Raw genomic sequence first — 18,690 nt, forward strand, 5'->3', positions numbered from 1 at the left:
ATATCATGCTCTTTCCAGTAGAAAAAAGTCAGGCGGTCTCATTGTTTAACTTCATCAACCTGCTCTACGAGAAAACCTGTTTTATTATTACAACCAATAAAATGGCAACGGAATGGGCCAAAATGCTGGATGACGAAGTGCTTGCAACGGCTTTACTGGACCGATTGCTTTACAGATGCGACGTGATCAGTATGAGTGGAAAAAGTTACCGAATGAAAAACAGAAAGACTTTTTTTGAACCCCAAAATTAACCCATGTATATTTGCCAAAGTGGTGCATTCCTGTTGCCAATTTTGGTGCACTCCTAATTTCCATTTTTGGTGCATTGTTAGTTACCGCTTACAGCATGCCATCGATTTGTTGAAAGAACACATCACACATGTCCATTTTTTAAAATTAGTCGGCACGGCAACAAACCCGATAGAAGGTTTAGCAATGATTGCTGATCTCAAACCAGGACTTATTTTTTTGGATGTTCAAATGCCAAATCTGACCGGCATAGAAATTTTGAAGCTTATCGGCAATGACTGCCGTGTAATCATGACCACAGCGTATAAAGAATATGCACTTGAAGGATTTGAGCACGCCGTGGTAGACTATTTATTGAAACCGATCCCTTTTCTTAGGTTTCTCAAAGCTGTTAACCGCTTATGGACCATTCAGAATAACATTCGCCCAGTAAATGAACAGGATCATTATGTATTTGTAAAAACGGAGCAAAAGGGCAAGCTTCTAAAAATAGACTCCCGCAGAATCACGTATATCGAAGGTCAGGGCAACTATGCCACGATCCATATGAACGATCGGCGAAAGATAACCGCCTATTTAAAATTGAAAGAACTGGCAGAGCATCTTTCTTCAAAGGGTTTTGTCCGTATACACAAATCGTTCATTATTTCCCTTAGCCACTTAACCGCAGTTGAAGGCAATATGGTACGGATCGTGGACGAAGCACAGTCGATTGCCATAGGTGAAGCTTACCGAAAGGAATTCTTCGAGATGATCAATACCAAGCTGCTTTCCGTGCCACCCAATAATCCGACCGATTAAATGATTACCTCGTATTCCTCCTCCTTATTCACCCATTATCTTTTCCATTCTTAGAAATAAAAAATAATTTCATGAAACGTGTTAATCAATTTATGGCAGCCATTGCCATCTGTATCACTGTGCTTGTCGGTTGTCAGGATACGGATCATCCGGTCGTTCCGGACATAGTGCAGCCGACTCCCTGCGATGGAACCAGTCCTTCAAATGGATGGCTTTTGAAGCAAATTAATGGTTGGAGTAAAGAAGCCGTAAACATTCTTAGTAATGAGGAATCGGCAAAAATGGCCATCCTGGTGTCTATCTTTTCTGAAAATAAATCTGAAAACCAATCCTTTGGCCCCAATGGTGAATATACTGCGCAGTTGATCAGTACCTTTAAAGATCTGCGGCAATTTTGGGACATCAAGTCAGACAACATCCTCCTGGTTGCAGCGCATGGTTCCATGCTGCAGGACCGGGAAAAAGTTTTAACGGCATATAAAGCAGAATACGGGTATAGTGACGAGAAGGCTAATTACTATGCTGATTCGCTAGCCACGTTATTTAAAACCTATCCGGAGTATCTTAACGGAAGTCATCCTTTTTTTACCTTTAATGGGTATGCCCATCAGGAAAAAGAATACGCTGGCGTTGGTCGAATTCAGGACAAAATCGTTTTTGGTGATGCCCTCTTGCAGGCTTTCGATACACTTGGTTACGGAGATATCGCTCCGCAGGCTATTCTGGCCCATGAGTTTGCGCATCATATTCAATACGATCTGGGAATAAAAGATTACGCAATTCCTTTAACTCCGGCCGGTAACCGCCGGACCGAGTTGATGGCCGATGCATATGCCGCCTATTTCCTGTCCCACGCCCAGGGAGCAGCTATGGAGTGGAAGAGCATAGAGAAAGCCGCAGAAGTGTTTTCCAGTCTTGGCGATTGCCTTTTTGACAGTGAGTTGCATCATGGCACTCCTACCCAAAGGAAAGTAGCAACCGAATGGGCGTATAAGGTGGCTAGTGATATGCAACAACGCGGTCATATTTTACCTAGCCGGGAATTTGCGAAACTTTTTGATGCAGAACTTCCAAGCATTGTTAAAAATTAATCCTTTACAATAATTCCAATTTTTTTAAACAATATCCACATGAAAAACATGATGATTGCACTCTGTATGGTGACGATTAGCTATGCGGCAAATGCACAATACGACCCTGCATTTAGATTCGGAATCAAAGCAGGTGCCAACCTTTCCAATATAAATGGCAGTAATGATTTAAGCCTTTCACCAGGCGGCAACGCATTCAATTTCAAGGATAACGATAATCGTTCACTTGGTTTTACTGGCGGCATTTTTTTCCGTTTTGGCAAAACATTCTATATCCAGCCAGAGATTTTGTTATCTCAAAAAGGAGGTAAGTTTAATGTTTATAAGGACGGTGTGCTGAACGACGGAAAAGTCGACCTACGTTTTTCAAACATTGATGTGCCTGTACTTTTTGGCGTGCGCATTGCCAAGTTTTTTCGCGTAAATGTTGGTCCGATGGCGTCGCTAAGATTATCCGGCAATGGTAAAATCGGGGATTCATTTGACGCTGTCACGGGTGGAAATTCAGGAACAGAATTAAAAAACCGACTGGCATATGGTTACCAGGCGGGTGTTGGTTTCGATCTTGGAAGGCTAAGCCTGGATGTGCGTTATGAAGGAAATTTCACTGATATTCTGAAAATTCAGTTCGATAATACTACAACTGCATCACAATTTGGTAAAAAAAGTAATCTGTTCCAGGCAACAATCGGCCTTGCCATATTTTAATTAAGGATCTAAGTGGTGAGAAAATTAATTATCTCATTCTTGCGAGCGTTCAGAATGCAAAAGAACGAGCTGAAAGTGTTAGCGTATATAGCGGATAGATTCTTAACTATCATCTATATACGCTAACACTGCAAGCATTGATACTACAAGTTCATTCCACCGGTTAGTTCGATACGCTGACCATTAATCCATTTGGCATCTTCGCTGCAAAGGAATGCCACTACCCCACCAACGTCGTCTGGCAAACCGACGCGTCCCAGTGCAGTTACGCTGGCTATATGAGCTCGAATTTCTGGGGTATCCTCCATTGCACCGCCTCCAAAAATGGCTCCGGGCGCAACTACATTAGCAGTAATGCCACGTACGCCCAGTTCAAGGGCCAGAAACCTTGTATATACATCGACTGCCCCCTTCATTATCCCGTAGGCAGAGACGCCATGAAAGCTTACCCGCGATACGGCGGAAGAAATGTTGATTATCCGTCCGCCATCCCTCAGATGCCCTAGTGCTTTCTGAGTCAAAAAATAAACACCTTTTAGATGAATGTTCATCATCTCATCAAACTGATCCTCAGTTGTTTCCGTGACAGGTGCCGTAAGACTTGTTCCTGCATTGTTAATCAGAAAATCGAAACGATCTGTACCGAAAACAGTTTTTAATGCCGAGTCGGCTTTCAGGAAAAAATCATTAAAGCCGCCCGTATCGGCAGTGTTAAGCGGCAGGGCCACGGCCTTTCTCCCAAAAGATGTGATAGCACTGACGGTTTTCTCTGCTTCTGCCAGGTTGCTGTTATAAGTAAGTAAGACATCGATTCCCTTTTCTGCAAGTTTTATTGCAATTTCTTTACCAATTCCGCGGCTTCCGCCGGTTACTAATGCGATTCTTTGAGTTGTCATAAGACTATTTTATACAGATTAAAAACAGTACAAAAGTCCGTCAAATGAACAGGTGCCGGTTAGTTCCGGTCAATCAATTTTATGTATAATTCAAACTTTTTGTCTGACTGCGAAATGCACCGGGAGATAAGGAAGTTTCATTTTTGAAGAATTTGGCAAAATGCGCAAAATCGGAAAATCCGAGACTGTCAGCTATTTCAGCTATACTCCAGTCGGTGAGCCGTAGCAAAACACGCGCTTCCTGAAGAATCCTGCCGGCGATGAGCTCAGTGGTAGTAAGACCGGTGGTATCTTTCAGGACTTTGTTTAAATGATTGATATGCACGGCAAGATGATCGGCATATTGTTTTGCAGTCCGCAAAACCATTTTTTGTTGCGGACTTTCCAGCGGGAATTGTCTTTCAAGCAGCTCCAGAAATAAGGATGTTGTTCGTGCTGATGCACTGTGATTCGGATGCAGCATAACAGTAGACTGCAACTTCTGCCCAAGATGGATTAGCTCCAGGGCATAAGCACGGAGCAGGTCATATTTATATGCATAATTGGAACCAATTTCAGCGTTCATATTCTCAAAAATCCCTTGTACGCGAACAACGTCAGAATCTGAAAGTGCATAGACGGGATGTTCCGGAGATTTGAAAATCGGCAATTCGTCCAGAATTACACCGCTCGTTGACGGATGAAAGAATTCAGCTGTAAACACACAGGATTGTCCGGTCTGCCGACCTTCGGGAGACCATTCGTACGGGCTTTTGGGTGTTGTAAAAATCAATGTCGGCCGTGTTATCTCAACAGCCCGGTCAGGGTATTCTGCCAGGGAACGGCCCGTCAGTAAGCTGATCTTGTAAAATGCACGGGAAGCACAGGAAATTTTCGTTTTTTCCCGTGCTTCCGGCATAATATCTGTCAAATTAAATACATTGAAATGACCAACTTCTTTTTGTATCCCTTCGGGCAACAGTGCACTCAGGTCCGTTGAAGAGCCGCTGGAAAGGTGATAACAAAGATCTTCGAATGAGGTTTTAGGCATGGCTGTATTTTTGTAAAAAACAAAGTTAGCACGCTGCTTTCATTTTCCCATTTAAAAATGATATTACCGCTTTATTTTAGCGCGTAGCTATGGTAACCCCCGTCAACTGTAACCTCTGTTCCCGAGATAAAGCTTGCCGCATCAGAGGCCAGGAATAATACTGTTTTTGCAATTTCATCGGGATGGCCAAGTCTTTGCAACGCGGTGGATCCGGCCAAAAATGCTTTGGCTTCATCACTCGCGACACTATCCAAACCCGGTGTTGCGATTGGTCCCGGACTGACAACATTCACGCGAATTTTCCTTGAAGACAACTCGTTAGCTGCAATTTGCGCAATTTTATTTATTGCACCTTTGGTTGCGGAATAAACACTGGTTCCCAGATTTGCAGCCGCTGCGACCGATGAAGAAGTGAATATTACCGATGCGCCATCTGATAGATGAGGAAGTAATTTTTGCAGTGTGAAAAAAATCCCTTTAACATTGGTATTGAACTGTGCGTCAAAATTGGCTTCGGTGACTTTCTCGATTGGCTCAAATGTCCCGATTCCTGCATTCAGGAAAAGAACATCCAATTTCTTTCCGCTTTCTGAAAACGACTGTTCCAGAACCGAAATGTCAGCAATTTTTGAAGTGTCCGATACGACAGTAATTAGTTTGGGGCTATTCAATTCCGCACTGGCCTTTTGCAGATTATCTGCATTTCTTCCCGTAATCCAAACATTTGCCCCTGCGCCGATGAACGCTTTTGCTGTCGCCAGGCCTATTCCGGTTGTTCCGCCCGTGATAACGACGTTTTTATTTGTAAAGTCCATAATTAATTTTTAGTTATTTTTGTAATCTGTTTTATGAACTGCAAATTCAAAAAAGTAGTTCAAAAAACAGACTACTTTTAATAATAAAATTATGAAAACAACCGAAAGACGATCAACATGCCCTATTAATTATTCGGTGGAAATTTTCGGTGATAAATGGATGCTTCTCCTTTTGCGGGATATAATGTTTAATGGAAAGAATTCTTTCCTTGAGTTTCGTGCCTCAGATGAAAAAATATCCTCAGCCGTACTTACTGAAAAGCTAAACATACTGTTGAACGAAGGAATTGTTTCTAAGGTTACGTCCCCTAAAAACGCATCAAAATTTTTGTATCTGATCACTGACAAGGGTATCGAGTTAGTGCCGGTCATGGTGGAAATTCTTAAATGGGGCTCCCGTTACAACCCCGACGGAGGGCCTAAAACATGGCTTGACAGGATCAAATCAAATGAAAAGAAAGCAATAACTGAGTTGCAAGATGAACTAAGAAACCACAGGAATTCTTTTGCTTAAGACAAATATCTGCTAATTTCCATATCTAAAATCGGTTAACTTAACCTGAGTACAAACTTTACGTTTAAGGGCTGGTTTTCTATGGCGATAAATTTGGAAGCTTGACCTCTTAATGTTTGTAAAACGTATTTTTCAATTTTGCAGCATTGGTTGAGATAACTCAGCATTTTATTCAGAAGCGGTTGATATAGCCGTTTCAGGTAAAGATCTTTATTGTGTCGGTATCTGCTGTATAATGACAAGAACAGATCCTCAAGACTATGGAAAAACGATATATCCCTGAGCCTTCCATGGCTATTTTGGGTTTTCAGCTTTTTTTAATGATTACGTCTAGGTCGCAGGTGAAGGTTTTGAAACGGTATTAAAAGTCCGATGTATTTAAAAAATGTCGTACAGGTCATATTGCCCAACGATAGTAATGGCGGCCATTTGCCTGTTCGATATTTGTGAAAAAGACCTGGTGGTTGCACCATTCGATGTGGCAGGGATACACAAAGTACTGAAAAAGTCTCCTTTGAAAAAGACGAAATAATTGTTTGTATAAACTCGGTTTCACCCCATAGTTGGTAACATTATTGAGACATCAAACCTGAAAAAAAAGATGATACAGTACATCTTTACCGTCCTTGCTACCTTGTTTTTTTTACAAGCCGGAATTGCACAATCTCGCGGCACATTTACTGACCCGCGAGATGGTCAAACTTATAACACGATCAGCTTTAAAGAAGATTTGACGGGTAAAACCGTTATCTGGATGGCACAAAACCTGAATTATAAAGTTGAAGGCAGCTATGCTTATAATGACAATGAGAATAACAGGAAAGAGCTGGGCTTGCTTTACACCTGGGAGGCAGCGAAAAAGGCTTGTCCGAGCGGTTGGCATCTACCAACGGATAGCGAATGGGCTATGTTAGTGAATCAATTTGGCGGTCCGGACAAAGCCGGTGAAGCGCTAAAAAGTACTAAGGGTTGGAATGAAGACGGTAATGGCACTAACAATAGTGGCTTTGACGCGCCTGCGGGAGGTACAAGAAAACCTGATGGTAGATTATTGTTTCAGGGTACGCTTGGTTTATTTTGGACATCTTCACCTGCTGATTCGGTCAATGAGGCATGGGAATGGAACTTTCACTATGGCGGTCCCCCGAGTAGCAATAAACAAAATTTAAAAAAAGCGTTCCGTTTTAATGTCGAACTTTCTGCCGGACTCTCGGTTCGTCTGATTCAGGATTAAGTTATTTCAATATCTTTTACATAAATAAAGTTGCCGTCGCTCACTTATCATTCACGAATTTTCATTGCATAATATTCTGCTCACAACCTTTGATTAGAGCCTAAGCTTTTGATTTTACTAAACCAATTTCATTTGATTTCATTACCTTGAACAAGGAGCAGTTGAAATCACTACAACCCACTCTCTATTATAAAAAAACGAAGCTTATTGGCCGTCTGTACCCACATTGGGACTTTATCCAGACAAAAAGGAAGACGTTCTAAAAGTGAGAGGATATTTTTAAAAATGCTCCTTAGTACCTGAAACGCCAATAATCCCAAATAATCTCTATTTTTCTGGTAATATATTTGTTAGAGATATTTTCACAAAAATCAAGTTTTAAATCGACGTTTAGTAATACTTTTTTCCCAAAGGATTTTTCGCTTCTGATCACAAGCGGCTATGCCTACCTATTTTTTTTGGTTAAAAGAGTCGGTAATATCTGGTATATAAATCACAGCATTACTGAACCGGTACTAAGCGAACGCCAAATACCGGACGACCGTCAGCTGTAACACCTTGAATGACAACACGCAACATCCGAACGACGTCTGACAGCGGAAAACGAAGCTGGCTGTTTCCCTGATTGTCTGTTTGCATCATTGGCTTCCAGTTAAGTACATCCCGGTCATCCACAGAGCCTGAATCAGCGTTGCCCGCCACTTCCGTCTCGTAGCGTGGTACATAAAATTCACGTTGCACTCTTGGATAACCAATAAATTGAATCGGTGTCATACCCTCGCTCTGTTTTCTGCCTTCCTGCATATACCGCGCGCCTTTTGAGTAAAATGCAATCACGCCGTTACTCGCCCGAACTCCATAAATACCCGCCGTGCCAGCATTTTTCAGCACTTCGACACGTTCAATGTCTCTTGTATTGAAGTTCATCAGAGCGGTACCATCAGGATCTTGAATGGGCACGCCATCCATTAAAAACAAAGGTTGTGTTCCACTTTTATAGCTACCCATTCCCCGTATGGATACCTGATACCCAGGGGGTGATGGCGGTCCGCCAGGTGCTGGTGTAGTTCTCACGACCGTTACGCCTGCAAATCGCCCCTGAATCATTTCATATAGATTTGAGTAATTTGGTGATTTGTCATTGAAGGTGATCACCGCATCGGCGTCATTGTGCAGACTTCGCATTTTTATGTCAGCCGGCCTTTCATTGTTTTTCTGCGCCAGGACAGTCACTTCGCTTAACAATCTGGCCGCTTTATCGCGGTAAAGATCGGTATTGGCCTCCTGCCGTATCCGGGCAGCTTCGAGTTGAGCTTGCGGCACCAGCCAGTTTGGCACAGCATTCATTTTACCAAATTCCCATCCGGTTCCAGGCACTTGCTGAAACAGGAATGCTTCTTTCGCAGACATTTTTTTTCCGTTACTTCCTGCGATTTGCACGACTAAGTTTATCGTATCAACAATCGCCATACCCGCCATACGAAAATACCCGTTTCCGTCTGCGCCTGCCGATTTGACAAATGATTGTCCAGGACTTGTGGACGCCACTACAATCTTCGCGCCGGCTATTGGTTTATTTTCCGAATTCATAATGCGGCCGCGCAGCGATACGCCACCCAACGAATCAGTTTCTTCAGTGCCACTAACCCGTCGCCAGCCCTGCGTCAAAAGAAGGTCATCCAATGCTCTACGGGTCTGTATTGAATGGTTCATCACATAATGATTCGGGTTTTCTATTTGTCCACGCAGCTCACCAGTCAGCAACAGATGCGCCGGCAGCGTAGCACTAGTCGTATCTTCCGGAACTTTGCCGGCATCGGTGATTGACGCTGATAAAGCTGCCGATGCAGGAGAGCCATTATTGTTTAGGTTAACACTCAGAATAACCTGTTCGCGGGGCTGATACCTGGTCTTATTAAATTTCAATGTTACAGCAACAGGCGAAATGAATTCCGGCACAAAAAATAAACGCTCGCATTGTGGCTTAGCTTTTGCATCGTAAAGGGTTACTTGCGCAAGACCTGGCAACCAGCCCGTCATCGACAAGTTTATCTTCGCCACGCCATTATGTAACAAAACTTTTCGCTCGTCGACTAATTGACCGCGTTGTTGAATTAAAATATAAACAGAATCCGAAGCGGCGCGGCGAGAATTCATAATCGTTAATGCCAGACGAGTTGTATCGCTAATCGCATCGGCTGAAAGAAGCAGCCCCTCATTTTCGGGTTTTGGCAAAGGAACGTGTAGCAGTTGGTTGTTGTAGGATATATCTGCATAATAAGTCCGCTGAGCCTTAGGCTCAATTACCACACTGGTCATCCCCTGGAGATTGGTCTTAAAACGAACAATTTCAGCCTGACGGTCGTCGACAATACGGCCTTCAGTAGAAAATCCATGTCCCTTAGGTGTTAGGATTTTAATTCCCAGACGCGCTGGCAGTCCAGAAATCCAGCGACCACCTTCGGCCAAAATCTGAACATCCAGTGGCTGAGCGACAGAATCACCTGGCATTGTCGTACCGCTGCGAAATAAATTATGGATCGCAACAGACCGCTCAAAAGCTGGCCGTAGCTGACCATCGTCCTCGTCGGTATATGCGCGTAAGCGATAAGTTCCCGTCGTAAGAGTATCAGACAGACGAAAATTGCCCTGGCCCCGCCCGTCCACAATACGTATCCACTGATGCTGAACAAGTTTCCCTGTGGAAGTAAGAAGGTCGACTTGCACAGCAGTCTGACCATCGGGCCGCTGGTGGTTGATAGCATCGAGTAGGTAAGCACTCATCCAGAGCCGGTCTCCTGTGGCATAAAATGGTTTGTCAATGTGTAAAAACAACGTCGGTGCCAGCAACTTAAAACGCCGTTTAAAAGCTTCACTAATACTTCCCAGGCAGGTATCAGATGGCGCAAGTTTTCCCTGCGTGGCCATCGAACCGGCCGCAAGTAGCTCCGAATCAACCGCTTCCGGCCGCCAGTTTGCGGGCAACATCGTCGATAGCCTGTCATCCCCCATTGAACCTTCCGCCTCCATACCCTCAGGCATCGTGACCACGCCATCGACAGTCATGTGCATTTGTCCGCTGGGTAATTTTATTTCTGTGTAAGCGTAGCGGGCATCCGGATAGGGCGAGAAGCCAGAGGACGCTTTCGTATAAAATACAATTAATTTCATGGGCGAAACCAATCTGCGCTCGTTTGGTAAGCGGCCAGGTTGAATTATTTTAGAAACCTGAATGGGAACCAAGCGCTTATATTCACTTATCGCAGCGGCAAGCGTGATAATCCGGCGATCGACCGGAATTTGTTTACTGGCATCTTCCTGATAAACCAAAAATCCGGCCTGCTCAAAAGTACCGTCAATTAAGCTGGCCAGTAAATGCCGTGTAGATCCCCTATAGGCAGTCAACCGATTCCGACGATATCGGTCGGCCTGTCGGTCGTTTTCAGGTGTGAGTTCTTCGAATCTGGCAGTACCAGCTGAATAGACTTTTCGTGACAAAGTGGCATTAAAATGTTGCAAATCATAGATGAGCCTATATCCCAGTGCCTGGTTGTCAATAATCAGCGGCTCACTTGCAACAGCACCCAGGTTATCCTTATCTTCTTTTAAATTAATAACCTCCGGGTTGACAAGCACGCACTGTCCACCAAAGGGCTCTCCAAAAAGTTGTTTTTTAAACAGGCGTAAATATCTTTCTGACCGCTTCGAATTACCTCTTACTGTAACAGCATTCAGCACGTGTTCAATTGCGCTGAGCCTGAAATCGGCTCTTTGTGGAGAAGCATTTTCAAAACGTATTTTTTGAGTAGCTGACTGATAACCAACAAACGAAGCGGCTATTTCAACCATACCTAATGGAACGCCCGTCAACTTATAATAGCCCTTTTCGTCAGTAATTGCACCTTGCGTTGATCCATTAATATAAACGTGAGCGAACGGCATAGGTGTCCCTTCCTTAGCATCTGTCACGTTTCCTGTAAGTACAGCTGTCTTTTGTCCATAGGTCAACAGGCACGATCCAAAAAGCAAAACCAAAGTTATCCAGGCGGAGAAGAACCTATGATGCATAGATATTAATTTACTCGTAAAAGAATCTCGCTGGGTGTAATTTACTTAACTTACTGACCCGACTTTTTTCCGAACCGTTAATTACCTGTACATGCTCCTCGATGAGTAAGCCTCATAGATTTCTCACGGATCCAAGTCTCATATAAACCACCGCTTTGATCGACGTTCTATTTCAGGCGAAGCCTTATTTATACGCAGTAAGTGTTGACATTCTGATAAGTAATGCAACTCGTAGTCATATAACAACTTAAAAAATTATAGCATTGCTGCAACCGATATAACAATTAAAAATAACCGTTTACAATTTTCCAGAAACTTACGAACGCCTTCGAAAAAAAACAAACTGATATTTTTTCCTGCGAATAATTTGCAGTCTGGGGTATCCAATCAACTTTGTAAAAGGTTTCTTTCCGCTTCCGTTTTCCGTTCCGCGGCGATCCATCAATAAGTATTAATAAATTTGGTATTTTTTTAATACTTATTGATTTCGTATGTGAATAAAAATGATTTAAAAGCGCTCAAGCCGGATAGACATCCAAAGTTTATCCAGCTCAACCGGCAAAACTATTGCATGTACTTTCATTATTGGTTTTCTCAATGAATTACTAAAATCTGCCGCTACACTATAAGATCACCTGTGAAATCGTCTTACAGGTAATCTTATATTGTAGTGCGTTTTCTATGAACTTCTTGAATGACGCCCGGGTTTTCAAAACTGGCAACGAAAATTCGATAAAAAACTGCAGCCACTTGTGCCGATGCGATGATTTTGCTTGAAATTTCGAACAAATTTGTGATTTTAGCTGATGCATTATATTTCCCTAGGGCTTTCTTGAATCAATTTCATTTAGAAAAACTGATAGATATTTTCCTGTTTTACTTGCCGGATTATCAGCAACATTTGCTGCCGAACCACAAACAACTATTTTACCGCCTTCATCTCCGGCACCCGGCCCAATGTCAATCACCCAGTCGCTGTTTGCGACAACATGCATATCGTGTTCGATTACAATGACTGTATTTCCCTGATCAACCAACTTATTTAGCTGGACAAGTAGATTGTCCACATCGGAAGGATGCAGTCCTGTTGTAGGCTCATCAAGAATATATAACGTATTGCCATGCTGAGCCCGTTGCAACTCGGTGGCCAGTTTTATTCGCTGCGCCTCTCCTCCTGAAAGCTCCGTAGCCGGTTGCCCAAGGCGCAGATATCCCAGTCCAACCTGACGAACAACATCCAACGCCCTGTTGATTTGAAGTTCAGACTCAAAAAAGTCAAATGCCTCATCCACAGTCAGGGCAAGCACCTGAGCAATATTTTTGTCATTATAGGTAATTTCGAGCGTCTCTTCGTTGTAACGACTTCCATGACAGGTTGGGCATGGCGTATAAACACTGGGAAGAAATAATAGCTCAACCATCACAAAGCCTTCGCCTTCACAGTTAGGACAGCGACCTTTTGCGACGTTGAAGGAAAAACGACCTGCATCGTATTTGCGATCCTTTGCCATCTTGGTACTTGCAAACAATTTACGTACATAATCAAAAAGGCCTGTGTAGGTTGCCAGGTTTGAGCGGGGCGTACGCCCGATAGGCTTCTGATCTACCAGTATTAACCTGCGAATAGCACTTATCCCGTCCAGAATGTATCCAGTCGTTGTTTTTGGATTTTCTGCCTGAAAAAGATTATCTTCCTGATCATCTGAGCTAGGTATCTGCTGTCCTAATTTCTCCAGAACAAGCTCTACGAGCGCCTGACTGATCAGACTGCTTTTCCCCGAGCCCGATATGCCAGTGACACTGGTCAACACTCCTAATGGAAAGTCGACATCAATATTTTTTAAATTATTTCGGCTTATATCCCTTAGCTGCAGCCATTCTTTTGCCTGTCTGAAAGTCTTTTGGCCCTGATCCATGTTAAACAAATATCGCCTTGTAATAGATCTGTCGACCTTTTCCAATCCCTGCAAAGGACCACTATAAAGTATTTCACCCCCCTTTTCACCCGCGCCAGGCCCGACATCGACGATCCAGTCTGCATGGCGTATTATTTCGACCTCATGTTCGACAACAAAAAGCGAATTTCCAGCTGCTTTTAACCGGTCCAGCGCTCGTAGCAACGACTGCGTATCAGCAGGGTGAAGACCTGCCGACGGCTCGTCGAGTACATAGACAACCCCAAAAAGATTGGAGTGTATCTGAGTGCCCAGCCGCAAACGCTGCAATTCTCCCGGTGAAAGTGTCGGGGTGCTTCTTTCCAGGGTCAGATACCCCAGACCCAGATCTATGAGCACGTCCAGGCGTGATAAAAGATCATGACCTATCCGTTGAAGAACCAGGGCCTTTTCAGGATGTGCCTGATCCGGATCATTACTTTTCGATTTTAGGGAAGAAGAAATAATATCACATAAACTCTTGATATTCAACCGGTAAAATTCCGCAATATCCATCCCGGCATATTTCACAGATAAAGCCTCGGGACGCAGCCGCTTTCCATGGCAAACGGGACATTGTGCGCTCAACATAAATTTTGAAACACGCTTTTTCATCGCCTGGCTCGGCGAATTTGCAAATGTTTGCATCACATACCGTTTAGCTCCGGTAAAAGTACCCATATAGCTAGGTTCCATTTTTGCCTTCAGGGCTTGTTGAACCTGGGAAGCTGTCAGTCCGGAATAGACCGGGACAACTGGCTGCTCCTCTGTAAACAAAATCCAATCTTTGTCTTTCTGCGGCAGATCACGCCAGGGTATGTCCACATTGTAGCCAAGCGTCATCAATATTTCCCGCAGGTTCTGCCCCTGCCAAGCGGTGGGCCATGCTGCGATGGCTTTTTCCCTGATCGAAAGTGAATCATCGGGCACCATCGACTGCTCGGTAACTTCATATACAACTCCCAGGCCGTGACACTCCGGACAGGCGCCTTCCGGGGTATTTGGCGAAAATGATTCAGCATATACGATGGACTGACCGGCAGGATAATCTCCCGCCCTAGAATACAACATTCTGATCAGATTTGAAATCGTCGTGACGCTTCCAACAGACGAACGTGTACTTGTCGCTCCCCGCTGCTGCTGCAAAGCTATAGCCGGAGGAAGACCATTTATACTGTCGACCTGAGGAATGGACATTTGATTAAAAAGCCGTCTTGCGTATGGAGAGACCGACTCCAGGTAACGACGCTGTGCTTCGGCATACAATGTCCCGAAAGCAAGTGATGATTTACCCGAACCAGATACACCGGTAAATACCACCAGTGCTCCTCTGGGAATACTTAAATCAACATTTTTTAGGTTATTCTCTTTGGCTCCCTGTACTTTGACAAAATTGGAGGCAGGAAGCGATATTAATTCTTTTGACATTAGATCTGAGATAAAATTAACCCTAAAAAATAGTCCGACAGCTTGGTTAAAGCTTTTCTGAAATTTCGTGTTAGGCAAATCCGGCATTCTTATTTGATGCCGGTGCAATCTAATCTTAAAGTAGCTAACTTTGGGCATTAATTTAAGAATACCAAAAGCCCTTTAAAAGTAAGGATAAATCTGATGGGAGATCAGAAATACAATTAACTTGTAGGTACATGTTCCTGGTATTCAGCAAACCGAACAATGGTAGATTTGCTTTCGACATAAGGTTGGAAACTTTGCCTCAGGAAATTCTGTGAGAAATAATTCATCAGACCCTCCTGATTTCCCGCAGCATCATTTTAGCGGTCTGACAGTACCGTATTGCATTTGGGATAAGCCGGGCGCGTATACATCACTCTGAATTCCAATTCCTTTAAAGCACTATGTCGATCTCTCGTCAGAAACACATTCAAAAATATATACAGACAAGCCTTATACGAATGAGAGACCTTTCAGTCCCTACAAACTTTTTACAAATGAAGTATTCCGGGCACACCGACTCCTGCCTTCAAAATGGGCACTTGCAGGAGATAAATTAGATGCGGCTCCGTTATTTAAAGAGCTGCAAACTACTTTGATAAAGATTTAGATCATGTAGTGACTAATTCCTGGCTTGAAGACATATGCTGACATACGGCGGCTTTACATTCAGAAAATCTGGCAGTTTCATCTTTATCGGCGCAGCAGAAATACTTTCTCTCAAAATGATCAGCGGCGTTGCTTTCGGTGTAAAGATCCGATCGATCCTCCGAATCAACGGCAAAAAAGCGATTGTTAATACCTCGGATCTTTGAACAACACGGAATTCTCAGCCGGCCGTTGAAAATGTATGAGAAGAGTGTAAAAGACGACTTTTGCATTAACCATTGCCGGTTAACGGTAAGATATGTTAAAACAAATTTTGGCTGACCTACTTTCGCAAAAGGAAAACGTAAGAATCATATGAAAAAAGTCACTGAAAACAAATGCCTGATCTCCCAATTTGGTGTTACAGCAAAGATTACGCATGAAGTACCATCTTTATTATGGTAGATTTTTAGCGCGATATATGTTTGTAATAGTGACGTATAGTATCTACCGCATTTCTGGAAGATAAAAGTTCACTTGTTTGCATCTCATGCTCTGTCGGCCAGTTATATGGTCCTTTTTTTTAATAATATTTTAAGAATTGTGACCCATACTGCTCAGTAATTGTGTTTTGCTCTAAATCCTCTTTGTATGAACCTCGTAAAGGTGCAAATTGCAAGTACATTGAATCATTCTGAAAAAATGCAATAAAGTTGCTGCCTCCATCATTGTCATAAAGGAACGTCCGGTATAGCCCACATTTTCCGGCGTGATTGTCTTTGTCGGTGTAATTGGCTAATGAAACCGCTGGCAATATCTCCGGTGGAGAGCCCAACATAACACCACATGATAAAAAGGCTGGGTTGAATGGCCGGTGCGATACCGGGCGCGTCGCTAAACTCATTGCTGAACGTAGCTAAAATTTCGATTACAAACCATGTAGGTAGGCCAATACCAATGCAACGAAGATAGCGACCCAGGCGGTTTGAATTTGTGAACAAAGAAAGGAAGTTACCCATTTTGACATTCTTCTGGTTTTTCAGTTCTTTAAATACATTTGACTCAAACACGCCAGCCCGCAGCAGTAACAATCCACCACCCATAACGCCCCAATCAGGTAAGATGTCCGCCAATCCTGCAACTCGGTTGTAAAATATGCCGCGGCTGCACCTAAAAGCCCAATCCCTGCAACCAAAGAGTTACCGATAGCACGAAGACGTAGAGGAAGAATCTCTGAAACGAGGGTTACCCCAGCGCCCAGTTCGCCCGCCAGACCAACTCCTGCAATGAAACGGAGAAGCTTATAGGACGATGTACCCTGTATGAATTCACAGGCAATATTAGCGAGAAAATATGTTAAAATAGAGCCAAATAATACGGAAAGTCTCCCCTTTTTATCTTGAAGTATACGCCAGAGAATTCCACCTAACAAGAGACTGTTCATTTGCCAGTTGAGGATAGAGGCACCCACGATGGACACTTCTGATTCGTTCAGCCCGAAAGCAAGTAGTAAGTCATAGATATTTACAAAATAACACAAAGCAGCTACAATAACAGGAATACTAAAAGATGTTAAAAATTCGTTTTCGAAATGAAAAATCTATTTTTGGAGGTAATGACCACCAGCGCACCGAAGGTATGCATTGGTGGTTCTGAACTATTGTGGGAATAAGACTAACTTGCGGTTGGCCGAAAATCTTTCGGCTTACCAGGGATCAATCCTTTTGAAGCTCGATTTAAACAAGCAACTTTTTAACCAGCTCTGTTCCGGATTTATATATTCCGGCTACTTTGTCCATCCGGATTTTTAATTCTGCTTTGGATTTGTCATAGTCGTTCCAAACTTCCCGCAGGCGATCACTAATTTGTTTGCCAGTGGTCTGGTCGATTTCAAAGGTCCATTTATCGAATCCTAAATCGTAATACATTTGCCCTTTGATGGTATCTTCGGGTTGACGCAGATAAAAACATGGGGTTCCGTTGGCAGCGGCTATTATCGGCGAATGACATTCAAAACTCAATACTGTATGAGCTTTGGCATAAATGGAGGCTGCTTCATCTGGTAGCCAGTATCCTCGTTTTACGATAAATGGTTTCACATCGTCCGGCAAAGGATCAATAAGCAATTCATCCATAATTTCGACCTGATATGTCATCTCGGGACAAACAAGTACTTTGTTTCCCGTTTCCCTTACCCAGGCTATTATGGCTTCCCTCAATTTGGCATGGTCAACCTCTTTATATTTTTCGTTGGTTTCTTCCACCATTTTTATCCGGTCAGCATTCCACCCATTGTTGTTGGCGTTAAACTTATGATAGGGTGTATAGCGTAATCGAGGGATGGCGCAAATGAATTTTTTATCTTTCAGATCATTTTCTTTTAGAAATGAAAAAGCCTTTTTATCATCACGAATATTGATGAAGAATGTGGCATCCGGCGCAAATTGTACGTGTTCACCTGTGATTCCAACTTTTTTCAGATGTTCGATCGACTTGGTTTCACGGGTATAAATAAACGCAGCCTTTTGAAGAATACCTTGATGGTATTCGCTTGGGTTTTCAAGCGTAGTGCCGTAGATACCGAAGGGCTTGGCAGTATGTTTCATCCAGCTCGCAAGATTATCAGCACCAACCAGCAATGGCCCCGACCCGTGAATCATCACGTCAGCCGATTTAAAGGCTTCCATAACTTCGGGATTATCCACGTTTTTGTCTTTGTTTACGCTCCCATAAATAATTTTAACCTTTGGAAAATTTTTATTGAGTAATTTCTTCACCTCTTCTCCATTACTTCTTTTCCAGAGAATAATATTTGCGTCCGGTAAATAAGTCTGTAGGACATACAGCAGACCCGGGGTATGACCGATATCTCCGATGTTAACATCCTGCCAACCTGAAACCAACAAAATTGTTGGATTGGCTTTTGCAGACGCTTTTTTGATAAATGACGCTAATATTGAACCTACTGACAACAAGGCGGTTTGTCTGATAAACTCGTTTCTATTCATGATATGACTGATATTGTAAGAATTTAAAATGGGATTGTAGTTCAAAGCATCAGTTCAAACTAGCATCCTGTAAACAGACCAGGCACCGGGATATCCCGGATTTTGCTGTAATTTAATGTCGCGGTTGGCATCAATCGCGTTTGGAGGAACCGGCCAAAGCTCATCGTAAGGATTCATGGTCGCTTTGGCGTCCCAATTATAAATAATTGCTCATTTGTAAACGGAGCCCAACCGAACTCTACCACAAAGTTATTTTTTTAGCCGCTGTTCCTGAAAATAAAAAATAGTGGGACAATTTTCCT

At 43.2% G+C, this 18,690-nt stretch carries 14 protein-coding genes and 1 pseudogene; 7 read left to right on the forward strand and 8 right to left on the reverse strand.

The genetic code is table 11. The annotated features are described in order from the left end of the window. The 4 genes from BMY70_RS21380 to BMY70_RS21395 form a co-directional block, all read left to right on the forward strand. The coding region (locus tag BMY70_RS21380) for an ATP-binding protein (protein ID WP_177197092.1) at nt 1-251 on the forward strand (251 nt) is incomplete at its 5' end. Nucleotides 252-273: 22 nt separating this feature from the next. Next, nucleotides 274-1,050, forward strand: a complete 777-nt coding sequence (locus tag BMY70_RS21385; protein ID WP_229209742.1) for a LytR/AlgR family response regulator transcription factor — start codon at nt 274-276, stop codon at nt 1,048-1,050. A gap of 71 nt (nt 1,051-1,121) precedes the next feature. Then, nucleotides 1,122-2,141 (forward strand): neutral zinc metallopeptidase, encoded by a 1,020-nt coding sequence (locus BMY70_RS21390; protein WP_090338353.1) that lies wholly within the window; start codon nt 1,122-1,124, stop codon nt 2,139-2,141. A gap of 39 nt (nt 2,142-2,180) precedes the next feature. Continuing rightward, nucleotides 2,181-2,849, forward strand: coding sequence for a porin family protein (locus tag BMY70_RS21395; RefSeq protein ID WP_090338354.1), 669 nt, complete (start codon nt 2,181-2,183; stop codon nt 2,847-2,849). A gap of 143 nt (nt 2,850-2,992) precedes the next feature. Here BMY70_RS21395 and BMY70_RS21400 read toward each other — a convergent pair whose 3' ends face one another. The 3 genes from BMY70_RS21400 to BMY70_RS21410 all read right to left on the reverse strand — a co-directional run bounded on the left by BMY70_RS21400 (nt 2,993) and on the right by BMY70_RS21410 (nt 5,590). Beyond that, nucleotides 2,993-3,745, reverse strand: a complete 753-nt coding sequence (locus BMY70_RS21400; RefSeq protein ID WP_090338355.1) for an SDR family NAD(P)-dependent oxidoreductase — start codon at nt 3,743-3,745, stop codon at nt 2,993-2,995. Between the two features lie 79 nt (nt 3,746-3,824). Beyond that, nucleotides 3,825-4,775 (reverse strand): helix-turn-helix domain-containing protein, encoded by a 951-nt coding sequence (locus BMY70_RS21405; protein WP_090338356.1) that lies wholly within the window; start codon nt 4,773-4,775, stop codon nt 3,825-3,827. Between the two features lie 71 nt (nt 4,776-4,846). Continuing rightward, a complete protein-coding gene (locus BMY70_RS21410; RefSeq protein ID WP_090338357.1) occupies nt 4,847-5,590 on the reverse strand; it encodes an SDR family oxidoreductase in 744 nt (247 codons plus the stop codon). A gap of 91 nt (nt 5,591-5,681) precedes the next feature. Here BMY70_RS21410 and BMY70_RS21415 point away from each other — a divergent pair, with 91 nt between their 5' ends. Continuing rightward, nucleotides 5,682-6,104, forward strand: a complete 423-nt coding sequence (locus BMY70_RS21415) for a winged helix-turn-helix transcriptional regulator (protein WP_090338358.1) — start codon at nt 5,682-5,684, stop codon at nt 6,102-6,104. 601 nt (nt 6,105-6,705) lie between these two features. Further along, nucleotides 6,706-7,338: an FISUMP domain-containing protein gene (locus BMY70_RS21420; RefSeq protein ID WP_090338359.1), complete on the forward strand. Its 633-nt coding sequence runs from the start codon at nt 6,706-6,708 to the stop codon at nt 7,336-7,338. A gap of 501 nt (nt 7,339-7,839) precedes the next feature. Here BMY70_RS21420 and BMY70_RS21425 read toward each other — a convergent pair. Then, a complete protein-coding gene (locus BMY70_RS21425) occupies nt 7,840-11,406 on the reverse strand; it encodes a carboxypeptidase regulatory-like domain-containing protein (RefSeq protein ID WP_090338360.1) in 3,567 nt (1,188 codons plus the stop codon). Nucleotides 11,407-12,227: 821 nt separating this feature from the next. Then, nucleotides 12,228-14,768 (reverse strand): excinuclease ABC subunit UvrA, encoded by a 2,541-nt coding sequence (gene uvrA / locus BMY70_RS21430; protein WP_090338794.1) that lies wholly within the window; start codon nt 14,766-14,768, stop codon nt 12,228-12,230. Nucleotides 14,769-15,436: 668 nt separating this feature from the next. Between uvrA and BMY70_RS31110 the strand changes: the two genes are divergently transcribed. Next, nucleotides 15,437-15,607, forward strand: a complete 171-nt coding sequence (locus BMY70_RS31110; RefSeq protein ID WP_218148663.1) for a hypothetical protein — start codon at nt 15,437-15,439, stop codon at nt 15,605-15,607. A 546-nt stretch (nt 15,608-16,153) separates the two neighbouring features. On the opposite strand, the pseudogene BMY70_RS21435 reads toward BMY70_RS31110, so the two are convergent. From BMY70_RS21435 to BMY70_RS31115, 3 genes and pseudogenes are all read right to left on the reverse strand, one after another. Next, a pseudogene (locus tag BMY70_RS21435) lies at nt 16,154-16,980 on the reverse strand (MFS transporter); the annotation flags it as partial. A gap of 136 nt (nt 16,981-17,116) precedes the next feature. Next, on the reverse strand, nt 17,117-18,388 hold the full coding sequence (locus tag BMY70_RS21440; RefSeq protein ID WP_090338361.1) for a polysaccharide pyruvyl transferase family protein: 1,272 nt from the start codon (nt 18,386-18,388) through the stop codon (nt 17,117-17,119). 54 nt (nt 18,389-18,442) lie between these two features. Continuing rightward, complete coding sequence (locus tag BMY70_RS31115; RefSeq protein WP_143072143.1) at nt 18,443-18,565, reverse strand: RagB/SusD family nutrient uptake outer membrane protein; 123 nt, start codon at nt 18,563-18,565, stop codon at nt 18,443-18,445. Between the last annotated feature and the right edge of the window lie 125 nt (nt 18,566-18,690).

Source organism: Dyadobacter koreensis (assembly GCF_900108855.1).
GTDB classification, from domain to species: domain Bacteria; phylum Bacteroidota; class Bacteroidia; order Cytophagales; family Spirosomataceae; genus Dyadobacter; species Dyadobacter koreensis.

What these genes read in the sequence shown, in the direction of transcription:
- BMY70_RS21420 (WP_090338359.1), top strand. Translation starts at nt 6,706, where the DNA reads ATGATACAGTACATCTTTACCGTCCTTGCTACCTTGTTTTTTTTACAA.
- BMY70_RS21405 (WP_090338356.1), bottom strand. Translation starts at nt 4,775, where the DNA reads ATGCCTAAAACCTCATTCGAAGATCTTTGTTATCACCTTTCCAGCGGC.
- BMY70_RS31115 (WP_143072143.1), bottom strand. Translation starts at nt 18,565, where the DNA reads ATGAATCCTTACGATGAGCTTTGGCCGGTTCCTCCAAACGCGATTGAT.
- uvrA (WP_090338794.1), bottom strand. Translation starts at nt 14,768, where the DNA reads ATGTCAAAAGAATTAATATCGCTTCCTGCCTCCAATTTTGTCAAAGTA.
- BMY70_RS21410 (WP_090338357.1), bottom strand. Translation starts at nt 5,590, where the DNA reads ATGGACTTTACAAATAAAAACGTCGTTATCACGGGCGGAACAACCGGA.
- BMY70_RS21390 (WP_090338353.1), top strand. Translation starts at nt 1,122, where the DNA reads ATGAAACGTGTTAATCAATTTATGGCAGCCATTGCCATCTGTATCACT.
- BMY70_RS21415 (WP_090338358.1), top strand. Translation starts at nt 5,682, where the DNA reads ATGAAAACAACCGAAAGACGATCAACATGCCCTATTAATTATTCGGTG.
- BMY70_RS21400 (WP_090338355.1), bottom strand. Translation starts at nt 3,745, where the DNA reads ATGACAACTCAAAGAATCGCATTAGTAACCGGCGGAAGCCGCGGAATT.
- BMY70_RS31110 (WP_218148663.1), top strand. Translation starts at nt 15,437, where the DNA reads ATGCTGACATACGGCGGCTTTACATTCAGAAAATCTGGCAGTTTCATC.
- BMY70_RS21440 (WP_090338361.1), bottom strand. Translation starts at nt 18,388, where the DNA reads ATGAATAGAAACGAGTTTATCAGACAAACCGCCTTGTTGTCAGTAGGT.
- BMY70_RS21395 (WP_090338354.1), top strand. Translation starts at nt 2,181, where the DNA reads ATGAAAAACATGATGATTGCACTCTGTATGGTGACGATTAGCTATGCG.
- BMY70_RS21425 (WP_090338360.1), bottom strand. Translation starts at nt 11,406, where the DNA reads ATGCATCATAGGTTCTTCTCCGCCTGGATAACTTTGGTTTTGCTTTTT.